This window comes from Micromonospora sp. NPDC047753 (assembly GCF_040642735.1).
Lineage (GTDB): Bacteria > Actinomycetota > Actinomycetes > Mycobacteriales > Micromonosporaceae > Micromonospora.
Map to the genome: position 1 here is coordinate 1 of NZ_JBEYSL010000111.1, position 15,474 is coordinate 15,474.

The 15,474-nt window shown below is 68.2% G+C and carries 10 protein-coding genes; 6 read left to right on the plus strand and 4 right to left on the minus strand.

What is annotated here, in order from left to right:
* The first annotated feature begins 140 nt into the window (after positions 1-140).
* The 4 genes from ABZ749_RS12475 (at position 141) to ABZ749_RS12490 (ending at position 9,372) form a co-directional block, all read left to right on the plus strand.
* Complete coding sequence (locus tag ABZ749_RS12475) at positions 141-6,887, plus strand: DNRLRE domain-containing protein (protein ID WP_357226793.1); 6,747 nt, start codon at positions 141-143, stop codon at positions 6,885-6,887.
* 702 nt (positions 6,888-7,589) lie between these two features.
* Positions 7,590-7,844: a hypothetical protein gene (locus ABZ749_RS12480; RefSeq protein WP_357226796.1), complete on the plus strand. Its 255-nt coding sequence runs from the start codon at positions 7,590-7,592 to the stop codon at positions 7,842-7,844.
* Between the two features lie 83 nt (positions 7,845-7,927).
* On the plus strand, positions 7,928-8,221 hold the full coding sequence (locus ABZ749_RS12485) for a 4a-hydroxytetrahydrobiopterin dehydratase (protein ID WP_357226799.1): 294 nt from the start codon (positions 7,928-7,930) through the stop codon (positions 8,219-8,221).
* Entirely contained in the window at positions 8,218-9,372 is a 1,155-nt protein-coding gene (locus ABZ749_RS12490; RefSeq protein ID WP_357208564.1) for an FHA domain-containing protein, read from the plus strand. Before ABZ749_RS12485 ends, ABZ749_RS12490 begins: the two co-directional genes overlap by 4 nt.
* 53 nt (positions 9,373-9,425) lie before the next feature.
* On the opposite strand, the gene rocD is transcribed toward ABZ749_RS12490, so the two are convergent.
* The 3 genes from rocD to ABZ749_RS12505 all read right to left on the minus strand — a co-directional run bounded on the left by rocD (position 9,426) and on the right by ABZ749_RS12505 (position 12,818).
* Entirely contained in the window at positions 9,426-10,640 is a 1,215-nt protein-coding gene (gene rocD / locus ABZ749_RS12495) for an ornithine--oxo-acid transaminase (RefSeq protein ID WP_357226815.1), read from the minus strand.
* Entirely contained in the window at positions 10,640-11,455 is an 816-nt protein-coding gene (gene ddaH / locus ABZ749_RS12500) for a dimethylargininase (protein WP_357195694.1), read from the minus strand. Before ddaH ends, rocD begins: the two co-directional genes overlap by 1 nt.
* Positions 11,456-11,912: 457 nt before the next feature.
* Positions 11,913-12,818 (minus strand): thrombospondin, encoded by a 906-nt coding sequence (locus ABZ749_RS12505; RefSeq protein ID WP_357226801.1) that lies wholly within the window; start codon positions 12,816-12,818, stop codon positions 11,913-11,915.
* Positions 12,819-13,184: 366 nt separating this feature from the next.
* Between ABZ749_RS12505 and ABZ749_RS12510 the strand changes: the two genes are divergently transcribed.
* The gene (locus ABZ749_RS12510; protein WP_357226805.1) at positions 13,185-13,994 is read left to right on the plus strand and encodes a DNA-formamidopyrimidine glycosylase family protein; all 810 of its coding nucleotides are present in this window, start codon (positions 13,185-13,187) and stop codon (positions 13,992-13,994) included.
* A 166-nt stretch (positions 13,995-14,160) separates the two neighbouring features.
* On the opposite strand, the gene ABZ749_RS12515 is transcribed toward ABZ749_RS12510, so the two are convergent.
* Positions 14,161-15,087 (minus strand): aminoglycoside phosphotransferase family protein, encoded by a 927-nt coding sequence (locus ABZ749_RS12515; protein ID WP_357226807.1) that lies wholly within the window; start codon positions 15,085-15,087, stop codon positions 14,161-14,163.
* Between the two features lie 99 nt (positions 15,088-15,186).
* Here ABZ749_RS12515 and ABZ749_RS12520 point away from each other — a divergent pair, with 99 nt between their 5' ends.
* Positions 15,187-15,438, plus strand: coding sequence for an LLM class flavin-dependent oxidoreductase (locus ABZ749_RS12520; RefSeq protein ID WP_357226812.1), 252 nt, complete (start codon positions 15,187-15,189; stop codon positions 15,436-15,438).
* The last annotated feature ends 36 nt before the right edge of the window (positions 15,439-15,474 follow it).

Below are 15,474 nucleotides of genomic sequence, written 5' to 3' on the forward strand. Positions count from 1 at the left end.
GGCCAGCACACCACCGATCTGCGGGCGGCGGAGGACCACCGGGACGAGGGCCAGGGAGGCCACCGCCAGCGCGACGTCGAGGCCGACCAGGCCGGTCCGGCGACTTCTCCTACGGTGGCGAGGACGACCACGGCCCGAAGTTGCTGCTCACCTGGGGCAAGCCCGGAGTCGCGCTGAACCCGGTCACCACAGTGCGGGCCACCGGCGCGGACCTGTCCTGGTCCACCTACGCCGACCCGTCGTCGTCACCCGACGACGACCTGGTCGAGTACCAGGTCCACTCCAGTAAGACGCAGAACTTCATGCCGAACGCGGCCACCCTGGTGGCCCCGGTCAGGCCGGGCCGGACGACATACTCGGACACCCACGCCACGCCCACCCCGGCGAACTCGGCGAGCCAGTTCGGCGACGCCTACTTCTACATGGTTGCCGCCCGGCTGCGGGACGGCACTGTCATCCCGGCGCAGACCCAGATGGTGCGGCTGCCCAAGGCCGGTCAGGTGATCAGGTTCTTCACCGGGGCGGACGACAACACCCTGACCAGCCTCAAGCCGGACAACAACTGGGACAAGCTGGATGCCGGCGGCGAGCTTCAGGTCGGCAACAAGGGCTCGATCTACGGCACCAGCCGGGTAGTGCTGAAGTTCCCCACCGTCACCGGGCTGCCCGCTCAGGCGAAGGTCATCAACGCGCAGGTCGGCCTGTGGGGCTGGTACGCCGAAGGGACGGGCGTCGGCCAGCAGCAGTTCCAACTGCGCGGGCTGACCCGTGACTTCAGCGAGACCACGTCGACGTGGAAGAGCGCCCAGACCGGAGTCGCCTGGACCACGCAGGGCGGCGATGTGGAGTCGACCGTGCAGTCCAGTGTCGGCTCGGTCAACGGTGACCCGGGCTGGGTCAACTGGGAGGCCGGGCCGCTGGTGCAGCGGTGGGTGGACAGCGCGAGCAACAACAAGGGCGTGCAGATCCGGCTGGCCGACGAGGCTGGCGCGGAACAGCGGTCGCTCTTCCTCTCCGCCGAGGCGGCCGAGCCGTCGCTGCGGCCCCGGCTGCGGGTCATCTACACCGTGCCAAACAGCGCCAGCACCTACCACGCGCCGAACACGCCGGGCCGGATGGTCCCGGGCGACCAGTACCTCGTGCCGGTCACCGTCACCAACACCACGTCGTCGGTGTGGTCGCCGGCCGACTGGGTCCTGTCGTACCACTGGACGCGTCCGGACGGCACCCCTGCCCCCAACGCGGGCAACCCGATCGAGACGCCCCTGCCGTCGGCGCAGGCGCCCGGCGGTGTGGTCACCATCAACGCCACAGTGAAGGCCCCCGCCGGCGGTGGTGACGGCGATCGCCGCGAGGACTACGTCCTGAAGTGGGAACTACGTAACAAGACCTCCGGGCAGTGGTTGTCGGCAGGCACCCAGATCGAACCCCTCGACCAGGCGGTGGCCGTCGAGGACCCGACCTCCGACCAGCTCGGGCTGGAAAAGTTTTACCAGTACGCGGGCGGCAGCGCAGGCTCCGGCTCGTCGCTGATGGTCAACCAGTTCTCGGGTAACGCCGTCTTCGGCTACAACCCGCTGGCCAATCCGAGCCGGGGTGTGTCGACGTTCGTCCGGCTGACCTACAACAGCCAGGACACGTCCACCTCGTCGATGGGTTTGGGCTGGTCGTTGTCCACATCGAGTGCGGTCCGGCTCGGTTCCCCGTTGCAGTTCCGGGGCGGGGACAGCACGTGGCCGCAGCAGGTCGCGATGACCGACGGTGACGGCACCACCCACTTGTTCAACCTGGACAAGCACAACAGCGCGAATACCGCTGACTGGCGCTACGTGCAGCCCGCCGGGGTGCACCTGTACCTGCAACGCACCGGCAGCGGCGACACCAGCCAGGCGTGGACGATGACGCGCCCGGACCGCAGCCAGTTCATCTTCGACGAGCAGGGCTACCAGAGTGCCGTGCGGGACCGCAACGGCAACCAGCTCCTGTTCACCTACGAGCGGATGCAGGTCGACTACCGCGACACCGCGGTGCTGCGCTACCTGACCGATCCGGACAACCGGCGGACGTTGTCGCTGGACTACTACGCCGCGGGAGACAGCTACACCGCATTCGTCAACGGCACGAAGCAGAGCCTGACGAACCTGCAGAACCGGCGGATCATCAACCAGCTCAAGTCGATCACCGACGTGAGCGGGCGGGTGATGTCCTTCGTCTACAGCGACGGTGGACTGCTCCGGGAGGTCACCGACGGGTCCGGCACCGCCGACGCCAAGCCCTTCGGCTTCGTCTACGACGAGTCACAGGGGCCGCAGAACGCCCGCCTGACCAGGGTGACCGACCCGCGTACGGCCGTGACGAAGGTCGCCTACAACGAGGCCGGTGATCAGTTCCTGCAGGGCAAGGTGAGCATGCTCACCGACCGGTTGCTCAAGAACACCCTGGTGGACTACCAGGACCCGGACGGCGGTGCCAGTAACGGGGTGATCACCACGGTGACCGATCCCAAGGGCCGGGCCACCGAGAGCATGATCGACGGTTTCGGCCGGGCCACGCGCATCACCAACGCCAAGAACCAGGCCACCCTCCTGGGCTGGGACGCCGACAACAACGTCTCCCGAATGGAGGAGGCGAATGGGGCGATCACCACCTGGCGGTTCGACCAGGTGACCGGCTACCCGCTGGAGATCAAGGATCCCGAGGCCAACCGGAACAACACCCCTGGCCTGCGGATGGACTACAGGTACGGGTTAGCCGGGCACACCGCCGAGCTGACCGACAAGTACTCGCCGGAGGGTCGGCACTGGAACTTCGGCTATGACAGCGTCGGCAACCTCACCTCAGTGACCGACCCCAAGGGCACGGCGACGAGCACAGAAGGTGACTACACCTCGAGCTACGCGTACGACCCGTTCGGGCGGATGACCACTGCGACGGACGCCAACAGGCACAGTACCGGTTACGCGGACTACGACCCGGTCGGTTATCCACGGACGATCACCAACCCGTTGACCGAGGTCACGAAGTACACCTACTCGTCGATCGGCAGCGTGCTCACCGTCACCGACCCGAAACAGCACACTGCGACCTACACGTACGACAGCCTCGGTCGTCCGTTGACGCAGAAGGTTCCGAAGGACGCCGCAAACGGCGTCTACATCACCACCCCGGCACCGGTCTACGACAAGAACGACAATGTCACCGACCAGACGTCACCGACCGGCGCGGTGACCACCGCGGTCTACGACGCGCTGGACCGGCCGAGCACGGTCACCACACCGAAGGACACCTCCACCTCCGAGGCGTCGACCACCAAGTACGAGTACGACCAGGTGGGCAACGTCATCAAGGTCACCGAGCCGAAGGGCATGCTGACTCCGGCCGACACGCTGGACTACGCCACCGTGTACGTCTACGACGAGCTGAACCGGCCCAAGGAGGTCACCGACGCGCTGACCGGGCGGGTCACCATCGACTACGACCTGGCCGGCAACGTCAGGCAGCAGACCGACCAGCGAAAGAACGCGACGTCCGATCCCAACGACTGGACCGCGCAGTTCACCTACGACCTGAACCGCCGGATCAAGACGACGATCGACCCGAAGGGCAACTCCACGGGCGTCGAGTACGACCGGGACGGCAACCCGACCGTCTCGATCGACCAGGACGGCAACCGGGCGCAGATGAGTTACGACGAACGCTCGGCGCTGATCGAGGAGAAGGTGCCGTACCAGTCGGTCAGTGGCACGATCACCTACCGCACCACAAAGTACGAGTACGACGAGGTCGGCAACCTCAGCCGGCAGATAAGCCCGCGCGGGGTCGAGACCACTGACGATCCGGACGACTTCGCGACCGTCACGCTCTACGACAAGCTGAACCGGGTCCGTGAGGTCCAGCAACCGTACGACCGGGACGACTCTCAGTTTGTCACGCCGCCGGTCACGACGTACCACTACGACGCAACCGGAAACCTCGAGCGAATTTCCGCGCCGCCGTCGAACGGGCAGTCGGCCCGCAACGACACCACGCAGACGTTCTTCGACAACGGCTGGATTCGCAGCTCGAAGGATGTCGGCTGGAACATCACCACCACGTACGGCTACGACGACAACGGTGCGCAGACCTCTCGGTCGGTCGCCGGCGCCAGCGGCACGCCGCGTCAGATGAACTGGACCTACTTCCCCGACGGCAAGAAGAAGACGCAGTCCGACAACGGCGCCGGCTCCAGCACGCCCAGCAAGAACTTCGCCTACGAGTACGACGTCAACAGCAATCTCGCCAAGATGCTGGACACGAGCACCGGGGCGGCGATCGACACGTATGCCGTGTCGTACGACCAGATCAACCGCGTCGCCAGCGTGGAGGAGAAGAAGAGCACGGCGGTCAAGAACACCACCACCTTCACGTATGAGCCCAACGATCTGCTCAAGAAGCGCACCCACGACACGCAGATCTCCGAGTACACCTACGAGGCCGAGCGGGATCTCGCCTCCGAGATCAAGAACTCGACGTCGCCGACGGACCCGAAGCCGAAGTACACGCGCTACACCTACACCAAGCGCGGGCAGACGGCGACCGAGACCAAGGGCAACGGCAATGTCGTCACCACCGACTACTTCCTCAACGGCTCGGTGCAGAGCCAGGTCGAGAAGAAGTCCGGGGGCGCGGTGGTCAACCAACACACGTACGAGTACGCGGCCAACGGGCAGAAGTCCAAGGATGTCTCGCACAAGCAGAACGCGGACAACCGCACCGCGTACGTCGACACCACCAGCACCTTCGCCTACGACCCGCAGGACCGGGTCCGTACGGTCACCAAGACCGGCGGCGGAGCGGGTACAGAGAGCTACGTGCACGACGCCAACAGCAACGTCGTCAAGCAGACCGTCAGCGGTGTCACCACCGACTTCGAGTACGACAAGAATCGCCTGACGAAGGCCACCGCCGACACTGTGGCAGCCACATACGCCTACGACCCGTACGGCCGGCTCAAGACGGTGACCTCGCTCGGGACCACTGTGGAGAGCTACACCTACGACGGCTTCGACCACGTCGTAACCAACGTCAAGAACCCGGGCAACAAGACGACCACCTACACCTACGACCCGTTGGACCGGCAGGCGACCCGAACCTACGGCGGCAAGACCACCACGTACGCGTATCTCGGGCTGACGGGCGACATCTCCGCCGAGTTGGAGGGCACCAAGGTCGTCAAGTCCTACCAGCGCGGTCCTGGCGGTGACCTGTTGTCGCAGGTGAAGAGCAACACGGACAGCACTCAGGAGGACTCGTACGTCGGTTACGACGGGTCGTCCGACGTCGGGCAGATCACCGACGACAAGGGCGACGGTCGGGCCACCTACGGCTACACCGCCTACGGCAAGAACGACGCCGGCCAGTTCACCGGCGTGGACAAGCCCGACGCCGGTAACCCGGAGAACCCGGACAAGGCGCCCTACAACGCGTACCGGTTCCAGTCCAAGCGGTTCGACCAGTCGACCGGCGATTACGACATGGGCTTCCGTGACTACGACCCGGGCATCAACCAGTTCCTCTCCCGGGACTCGTACAACGGGGCGCTTGACGATCTGGGGCTCGCGGTCGACCCGTACACCGGCAACCGGTACGCGTTCGCCGGTGGCAACCCGATCAGCAATGTCGAACTGGACGGCCACAACTGGCTGTCGGACGCCGCGGGCGAGGTCGGTGACTTCGTGAAGGATGCCGCCTCGGCAATCGGCTCCGACGCCAAGGGAGTTGCGGAGGGTTTTGCGCAGACTGTCTACGACACCGCGGTCGGCGGCAACCCCCTGGTCGACAAGGACACCAGCGAGGCGGCCAAGGCTCGCGGCAACGCGCGCGGCGACACGCTGAAGAAGACGCTGAGCAACCCGGGTCAGGCCGTCAAGGACTGGTCCGACGGCCTGACCAACGACGTCAAGTCAGGTCACCCGGGCCGAGCGGCTGGTCACCTGCTGTTCGACGCGTTCAGCATCGCCGCCGGCGGCGGCGGGGGAGGCGCTGCCAAGGGAGGCGCGGCTGCGGGTGCCAAGGGTGGCGTCCGTACCGGGGCCGGTGACGCCGGGAAGCTCGGTTCGCGGACGGGCGCGAACTGCCTGTCCAACAGCTTCGTGCCGGGCACCGCGGTGCTGATGGCCAACGGCAGTACCAAGCCCATCGAGGAAGTCCTCCTCGGCGACCTGGTGCTGGCCACCTCCCCTGAGACGGGCGAGACCGAGGCCAAGCCGGTCACCAGGCTGATCCGCGGTGAGGGCGAGCGGGACCTGGTGGACATCGCCGTCGCCTTGGACGGCGAGGCCGCCGACATCACCGCGACCGCTGGTCACCCGTTCTGGGTGGAGGACGAGCAGCGGTGGATCGAGGCCGGGCAGTTGCTCAACGGTGATCAGGTGGTCAGCTCGGATGGCCGTGAGCTGTCCGTGGTGAGCACGCGCCGGTGGACGGAGTACACGACGGTCTACAACCTCACCGTCGAAGACATCCACACGTATTATGTCGTCGCAGGCGAGACGCCGGTACTCGTTCACAACTGTGGAACATCACTTGACGACCTTGCGGCAGCAGGCAAGGCGCCCGACAAGAATGGCTTCACTCGTGCCGGATTCGAGCAGCAGAAGCACGGCAATCGTGCAACAAATAATGGCCAGTGGGCCGTTCCTGGCGGAAAGAAAAATCCGACCGGCTGGAACGGCGTCGGACAAGACACTTTAGAGGATATTCTCACGCATCCAAAGACGGCCACTCAAAGCTACGCGAACAGGGCTGGCGACAACGTGATGGAATTTCTCCTGCCAGACAAGGGGGCGCAGTTCCGGCAACCCGGTGGTGTCGGTAACTGGGTACTCCACTCCTTCAGGGAGAGCTAGGTCATGACTGTTCACCAATACGGTGATGCTCTCATTGAGATCACTGTGCTCAGCGACAGGGAATCTGATGGCTGGATGGCTGAGGTGTGGGATTTGACGCCCCAGACTGGGGGAGAGGTTATGCATTACCACCAGTCGCCGGCCGGCGAATTATCGATCGACCTGTTGGGAAATCGAGTTCCGGTGGATTTCGTGACGTGGTCCGTGGCGGTAGTGAGGGACGAATTAGCTGACTATCGGTAGGCTTGGCGAACCATTGTTGATGGCTGTGCCGGCGTCAGCGAGTTGGTGCAGCCGTCCGCATGGGACGGAGTGGCCCGGCTTCGGTAGAGGCGCCTTCCCAGGCGTGATGCCAATTCGAGTCCGATCCTTTGAAGATGAATGACTAACCTCGACATGATGTTGGCTACGGTGATCCGGGGTGGACGGCGATGACCGCGCCGTCCACCCCGGCTCGGGGGCGATTTTTGACAGAGCCCGCTCGACATGACTGGCAGGCACTTGTGGAATATCGCGATGACCTCCACGGCAGATGGCGCGGCGAGCGCCCTGTTGTTAATGTCATGGAGAAGGCTGACGTACTAATAGGAAGGACGTCTTTCCGCTAGTCACCTCCATGCTGTGCGAGGCTGCTGAACGAACCAACCGGTTCCATGCCTTCAGCAGAATGATTAGGCGGTTGACGGGAGGCGGCTGACAGGCATGGAAATCCTTCTTAATCAAGAGTTCGACGTGACCGTAAAAGCGATTAGGCCATGGGGAATTGAAGTTGAGTTCCCAGGCGGAATCCGAGGCGTGATCGACAATACCAATTTGGCGTACCGCCTTGCCTGTCTCCAGCGTCCGGACGACTTAGATCTTCTGCGAGAGGCGGCGGCGGATCTTCTCTCATTCGGCCCGGATTGGGACGACCATGCGGAACGACTCAAGGATCAGGCGAACCGATTGATGAAGTAAGATCTGAGGACGGTACGGTCAGGGATTGATACGGACCGGAGGCGCGTCCGGCTCTCCGGAGGCACCACCGGTAGGGTCTGGTCATGGCAGACCTGCTCACCGCGGACGCGGTGCGAGAAGAGCTGAGCCGGTTGCCCGACTGGTCGGGTGACTCGACCGGCATCGGCCGTACCGTCCAGCTCGGCAGTTTCCCGGCGGCCATCGCGGTGGTGGACCGGGTGGCGACGGTGGCCGAGGAGCTCGACCACCATCCCGACATCGACATCCGATGGCGGACCCTGACCTTCCGCTGTGTCACGCACTCGGCCGGTGGGGTCACCCACCGGGACATCGGGCTGGCCCGGCGCATTGACGACATCGTCCGGAGTGCGGCATGAGATTCGAGATCAGCAAGGTTCTGGATGCCATCGAGGGCCGGGTCTGCACGGACCCGTCACTGGCCCGAGCCGTGATCGACCTGGCCGAGGTGATCCGCTACCAGGACATCGACGGTGGTCGGCCGGCCAGCCTGCTACGCCTCGGCATGGTCATCGACGCGCTCTCCCGCGAGCTGGAGGAGGACAGCGTCCAGGTCTACGCGGTGGTGCACCGGGCGTTGCTCTCCGACGCCGACCTCACCTCCAACGAGCGGATGGTCGTCCGCCGCTGGGCCGACGACGGGCTCGTCGAGGTGCTGGACAACCCGGGTGACCGGATGTTGGAGGTCGCCGACCTGCTCGGGTTGCCGGTGCTCAGCCGGGTCCGCTTCGACGGGCTGCGCGGGCGTTTCCCGTGGCTGGTCGAGCAGCCCGGTCGGGTGGTCGCGCCGGTGCCGGGCGCCGGCGGGCCGGTGTTCATCGCGCACGTCGGTGGTGGCCACTCGCCGGTGGCCGGCAAACGGTCGCCGACCGGCGTCAAGCTGCTGGCCCGCCAGTGGCGCTGCCCGGAGTCGGGCTGCGCGCTGTTCGGCGGCGGTGGTGGGGGTGGCGCGTTCGCCGACCTGGCCGGGGGTGCCGACCGCAGCCCCGCCGCGCAGCCGCCGCCCGCGCTGCGCAACGGCGTGCCGACCTGCCCCCGACACGGCGTACGGCTCGGTGACGGCGGCCCGCGTCCGCGTACCGAGGTGCTCGCGGTGCGCGTCGGCGGCCTGGTCCGACGGCGGTTCGTGCTCAGCGAAGAACAGCCGATCGTGGCCGGTCGGGCTCCCGAGCAGGACGGCGGGATCATGCTCGGGCAGTGGCTCAACGACGAGGCCCGTCGTTGGATCAGCCGTGGTCACGTCCGCTTCGAGCTGCGGGTCGGCGAGGTCATCGTGACCGACGTCAGCACCAACGGCTCGGGCATCCGGCCGGGCGGTTCGATGACCGAGTCGGACCGGATCCCGCTGGCGCCGCAGCAGTCCCGGGTGCTGGGCGAGAACGACATGATCGAGCTGTACCCGGGGGTGCAGATCGGTCGGGCCGAGGAGCTGCCCACCGGTGCCCCGTTCACTCCCACCTCGGTGATGGCCGAGGCACCCACGATGGCGATGCGCCTGCCCCGCCCCTGACGCGAAGGGCGGGCGTCGGAATTCCGACGCCCGCCCTTCAGCACGTTCCCTGGTCAGCCGGCCAACACCTCGGCCAGCTGGGTCACCGCCAGGTCGATCTCCTCCTCGGTGATGACCAGGGGTGGGGCGAGCCGGATGGTGGAGCCGTGGGTGTCCTTGGCGAGGACTCCGCGCTCGGCGAGCCGCTCACACGCCTCCCGACCGCTCATCAGCGCCGGGTCGATGTCCAGCCCGGCCCACAGGCCGCGGACGCGTACCCCGACCAGACCCTTGCCGACCAACCCTTCCAGGCCGGCCCGCAGCCGCTCACCCAGCTCGGCCGAGCGGCGCTGGAACTCGCCGGTGGCCAGCAGCCGGACCACCTCGATCGCCACCGCGCAGGCGAGCGGGTTGCCGCCGAACGTGGAGCCGTGCTGGCCGGGCTTGAGCACCCCGAGCACGTCGGCGTTCGCGGCCACCGCGGAGACCGGCACGATGCCGCCGCCGAGCGCCTTGCCGAGCAGGTACATGTCCGGCACGACGCCCTCGTGGTCACAGGCGAAGGTCGCGCCGGTACGCCCCAGACCCGACTGGATCTCGTCGGCGATGAACAGCACGTTGCGGTCGGTGCAGACCTGGCGCACGCCCGGGAGGTAGCCCTCCGGTGGCACCACCACACCCTGCTCACCCTGGATCGGCTCCAGCAGCACGGCCACTGTGTTCTCGTCGATCGCGGCGGTCAGCGCCTCCAGGTCGCCGTACGGCACGACAGTGAACCCCGGGGTGTACGGCCCGAAGTCGGCGCGGGCGTCCTCGTCGGTGGAGAAGCTCACGATGGTGGTGGTCCGGCCGTGGAAGTTGCCCTCGGCGACCACGATGTTGGCCTGACCGGTGGGCACGCCCTTGACCTGGTAGCCCCACTTGCGGGCCACCTTGATCCCGGTCTCCACCGCCTCGGCGCCGGTGTTCATCGGCAGCACGAGGTCCTTGCCGCACAGCTCGGCCAGCTCCCGGCAGAAGTCGGCGAACTGGTCGTGGATGAACGCGCGACTGGTCAGCGTCAGCCGGTCCAGTTGGGCGTGCGCGGCGGCGATCAACTGCGGGTGCCGGTGACCGAAGTTCAGCGCGGAGTAGCCGGCCAGGCAGTCCAGGTAGCGGCGGCCGTCGACGTCGGTGAGCCAGGCGCCCTCGGCGGACGAGATCACCACCGGCAGGGGGTGGTAGTTGTGCGCGGTCCAGCGCTCGGCGTCCCGGACCGCTCCCGGCGTACGCAGCTTGTCATCCACGATCACTTGCTTGCCTTTCCCTGACGGAGTCGCAGCGTGCAGCACTTCGGTCCGCCGCCGGCCTTACGTAGCTCGGACAGGTCGACCCCGATGGTCTCGTAGCCCCGGTCGCGCAGCTTGGCGGCCAGGTCGGTGGCCTGCGCGGGCAGCACAACGTGCCGCCCGTCGCTGACCGCGTTCAGCCCCAGCACCTCGGCGTCCGCCATGGTGGCGTGCACCGCGTCGGGGAAGAGCCGGCGCAGCACGGCCTGGCTGCCCGGGGAGAACGCCTCCGGCAGGTACGCCACGGTCCGCTCGTCGAGCACTGTCAACGCGGTGTCCAGGTGGTAGAAGCGTGGGTCGACCAGTTGCATGGTGATCACCGGGTAGCCGAAGACCTCCTGCAACTGGGCGTGTGCGGCGTGCGCCGTACGGAAGCCGGTGCCGGCCAGCAGGTGGTCACCGGCCAGCAGGACGTCACCCTCGCCCTCGTTGACGTGCTTCGGGTCGTACATCTCGAAGCCGGCGGCCTCGAACCAGGCCCGGAACGCCGGCGCCTCGTCGGCGCGCTGCGGGTCCCGGAACTGCACGGCCATCGCCTTGCCGTCGATCACGGTGCCGCCGTTGGCGGCGAAGACCATGTCGGGCAGGCCGGGCACCGGAGTGATCTCCTCGACGGTGTGGCCCAGGTCAAGGTACGTCTGGCGCAGCTGCTCCCACTGCCGGACGGCCAGCGCGGCGTCGACCGGCGCGTTCGGGTCCATCCAGGGGTTGATCGCGTAGTCGACGGCGAAGTACGTCGGCCGGCACATCAACAGGCGCTGGCTGGTGGCGTCCATCGTCATTGTCCTGCTCCCAGGGGTCGGGCGCGCCCGGCCACCGTGGCCCACGGGCTGGCGCCGTTGCTCAACGGTATGCGGCGTGAGCGGCAGGATCCACCACCAGGAGTTGCGCAGGGCGTAGATCCGTTGCGTGTGGCGAGACCTCTGAGGCGATTCGTTGCGTTGGAGCGTGGAGGTGCCGAGTCTCGTGCCGGTGGCCACGTGGCCCGGAGTCGGGGCCAAGCCGGGAGCGGAGAGCCAGCAGGCGGGGCCGCGAAGCGGGGGATCGCCGGAACGCACTAGTTCGTCGCGGTGACCTGGACCGGAGCCGTCCGACCCTGGAAACACTTCAGGGGCGGCGAACCGCCGCCCCTGAAAGGGTGTCTCCCCGGCCGGTGAACCACCGGACTGATCGGGTTGCCGGCGAACCGCCGGCTGTTCGCCGGTGCATCACCGGCGAGCGGAACAGTGCCCGCTAGAAACGATCGACAAACTGTGAGTCAAGCCACTCCCGGAAGCGCTGCACCCAGTCGCCGTCGGTGGTCGGCCAGTCGAACTGGCCGGTCATCGCGAGCACCCCGATCACGACCGCGGCCAGACCGATCAGCACGCCGAAGAGCGCGTCGGTCTTGCCGGCGACATGCCGGCGGCGGGTTGCCATCAGGCCGAGCACCGACAGTACCGCGCCGAACGCGCCCAGCCCGATGCCGTACCCGGCCAAGGTTCCGGTCAGCACGAACGTCGCACCGACGACCGAGACGATCAGGCCGAGGGTGGCGAGCAGACTGGCCCGCGGCTTCGGGCCACGCGCCACCGGCGGCTCAGGCGTGGCCGCGCCCGGGGTCGGGTCGACAGTGCGGTCCGTGTTGACCCGGTCGGTGGTGTCGGGCCGACGGGTGGTGCTGTCGAGGTCGGCGTCCCGCTCGGCGGTCCGCTCAGTGATCGGGGCGACGGCGGGCCGGGCCTCGGTCTCCACCTTGCTGGTGGTGCCGGTGCGGGGCTCCGGCGTGACCGGGCGGGTCGTGCCGTTCACGGGCTCGGGTGCGACCGGGCGGGTCGTGCCGTTCGAGGGCTCGGGCGCGACCGGGCGGGCGGTGCCCCGGGAGTCGACCTCCGCCGGTCGACCGGTGGCTGCTCGGGCCACCGCCGCCCGCTCGTTGGCCCGCCGCTCGGCCTCACTGGTCTGGCCGTCGGTCGTGCCGGCGCTGCGGTACGTCGTCTGGTCGGCGTCCCGGTCGGTGACCACCGGGCGGCCGACGCTGTCGTCGGACTGGGCGGTCTCGGTGACCGGGGTGTCGCGGCCGTCCACGCGGCCGTCGAGGTTCTCGTCCCGCGTCGGTGCCGGCTCGGACCGGCGGGACAGCGAAGGAATCCTGACCACTACACACCTCCTGATGAATGCGTGGTGGCCGACGGAAAGGGTGGCACCCACGCGGTGTCGGCCCTCAAATACCCACCTGGGCGTTTCCTGACACCAATCCTGGGTACGACCGGCAACACCGGCCTCGGCCGGCCTCGCCGCCTGGCCCGGACCAGCCCCGGCTTGGCCTTGATCGACTCGGTTTCCTGGAAGTCGCGGTCTCCCGTCTCCGCGGACACCCCGATCTCCTGAAACCCGAGTCGATCAACGCGACGGGGACCGGGTCGATCGAGGCGGCGGCGGGCCCGATGCCGATCAGCGCGGCGGTGGGCCCGGTGCCGATCAGCGCGCGGGCCGGTCGGGCGGGGCTGGCTATCCTTGGCACCTGTGCCAGAGGGACACTCGATCCATCGCCTGGCAGCCCGGCACGCCGAGCTGTTCGCCGGGGACAAGCTGCTCGCCGCCAGCCCGCAGGGCCGCTTCGCCGAGGGTGCCGCCCGGCTCTCCGGGACAGTGCTGGAGGGCACCGAAGCGTACGGAAAACACCTGCTGCACCACTACGCCGGCGAGCTGACGTTGCACGTACACCTCGGGTTGTATGGCAAGTTCACCGACGGGCCGGGGGAGCCGCCGGAGCCGGTCGGGCAGGTGCGGCTTCGGCTGGCCAGCGACCGGCACTGGCTCGACCTGCGCGGGCCAACGGCCTGTGAGCTGCTCACCCCACCCGAGGTGGCCGCGCTGCGGGACCGTCTCGGGCCGGATCCGTTGCGCGCCGACGCCGACCCGGAGCGGGCGTACGCCCGGATCGCCCGCAGCCCCACCCCTCTCGCCGCGCTGCTGCTGGACCAGTCGGTGGTGGCCGGCACCGGTCTGATCTTCGTGACCGAGGCACTGTTCCGGGCGGGGCTGCCGCCCACGATGCCGGGCCGACAGTTGACCAGGACCGGCTGGGACGCGCTCTGGGCCGACCTCGTCGGCCTGATGCGGCTCGCTGTCGAGCACGGTCGGATCGACACGGTCCGCGACGCGCACCTGCCAGAGGCCATGGGCCGTCCGGCGCGCGTGGACCGGCACGGCGGCGAGGTGTACGTCTACCGCCGCCCGGGAGCACCCTGCCACGTCTGCGGCACCGAGGTCAGTCGCGGCGAACTGGCCGGCCGCAACCTGTACTGGTGCCACACCTGCCAAACCACCTGACCCACCCCAGGCACCCCCGCACCCCACGCCCCGCGCCCCGCGCCCCGCGCCCGCCGATCTTGCGGTTTGTGTTGTCGGCATGGGTGGATATGCGCGCTGTGTCGGGACAGAAAGTGCAAGATCGCGGAGTTGGGGCGGGGGTGGGAGGCCCGCGCGCTGCTGGAACTCAGTCGGTGTCGAGCAGCCAGCGGACCACCTCGATCTTCTCGGGGAAGACCGTTTCGTCGGCGACGCTCCAGGACAGGGTGTGTCCGATCGTCCAGGCTCGGACCCGGTCCCGGTCCAGTCCCAGGTCGGTGCTGAGCCGGTCCAGTCGATGCCGGACGGCCGCCGGTGAGTGGCCCAACTCCGGGCCGCGCACCATCGGCACGACCGAGAACTCCCGTTCCCCGGTCAGCGGCTTCGGGTCGATCGCCAGCCACGGCCCTCGATCGCCGGCGAGCCCGTCGCCGGCGAGCCCGTCGCCGGCGAGCCCGTCGCCGCCGAGCGCGTTGGCGGCGAGGATGTTGCCGGCGTGCAGGTCCTGGTTGACCAGCACCTGCTCGCCCTGGCTCGACGCCAGGCCGGTGAGCAGGTCGAGCGCCGCGTCCAGCAGCCGTCGCTCGTACGGTCGGCCGGCCCGTTCCCAGGCCCGGGGCATCCGGTCGATCCAGCCAGCGGCCTCGCGTGCGAGCGGGGTGAACGGCGTGTCGGCCGGTCGCCAGAGCCGGGGGAGCAGTCCGACCACCACGTCCAGCGCTCGGTCCGGCGCAAGGTCGTGCAGGGGAGTGCCGGGCTGGCAGCGTTCGAGCAGCAGGGCACGCCGCCCGGGGTCGTGGGCGAGCAGACGGACCGCCGCGACGCCGTCCCAGAGCGCCAACGCGTCGGCCTCGTGCCGGCTCTCCTCGTCGGGATACTGGAGTTTCAGCACCACAGCGGTGCCATCGGGCAGGTGGGCGGGGAGCGCCAGTGACGCGTACGCCTGCCGGAAGGGTGGCCCGACCCGCAGCGACCAGCGCTCGGCGCACTCGTTCAGCCACGTCGGGAGTGCGGCCAGCCAGGCGCGACCGGCCGGTGATCCTCGTACCCAGTCGAGTCCCTCGGGCAGATCCATCCGGCGCTCCTGAGTCGTGCGGCGATCCGCGGCGGCTGCCAGGTGACTCAGCCGGGCCGCGGCGTTCACACACCGGTCCACAGTGGCTAGCGTGGACGGGTGCAGATTGGTGTGAACGTACCGAACTTCGCCCCGGGCACCGACCCCGACGTGCTGCGTCGGTGGGCGCAGACGGTGGAGGGTCTCGGCTTCGACCTGTTGATGGTCTCCGATCACATCGCGGTGACCCCGGACGTGGCCGAGCAGTATCCGGCGCCGTTCTACGAGCCGTTCACCACGCTGTCCTGGCTGGCCGGGGTGACCAGCCGGGTTCGGCTGGGCACCACGGTGCTCCCGCCGGTGGTGGTCTAGTCGACGAGAAGATCACCACCGACTTCGACGCCACCA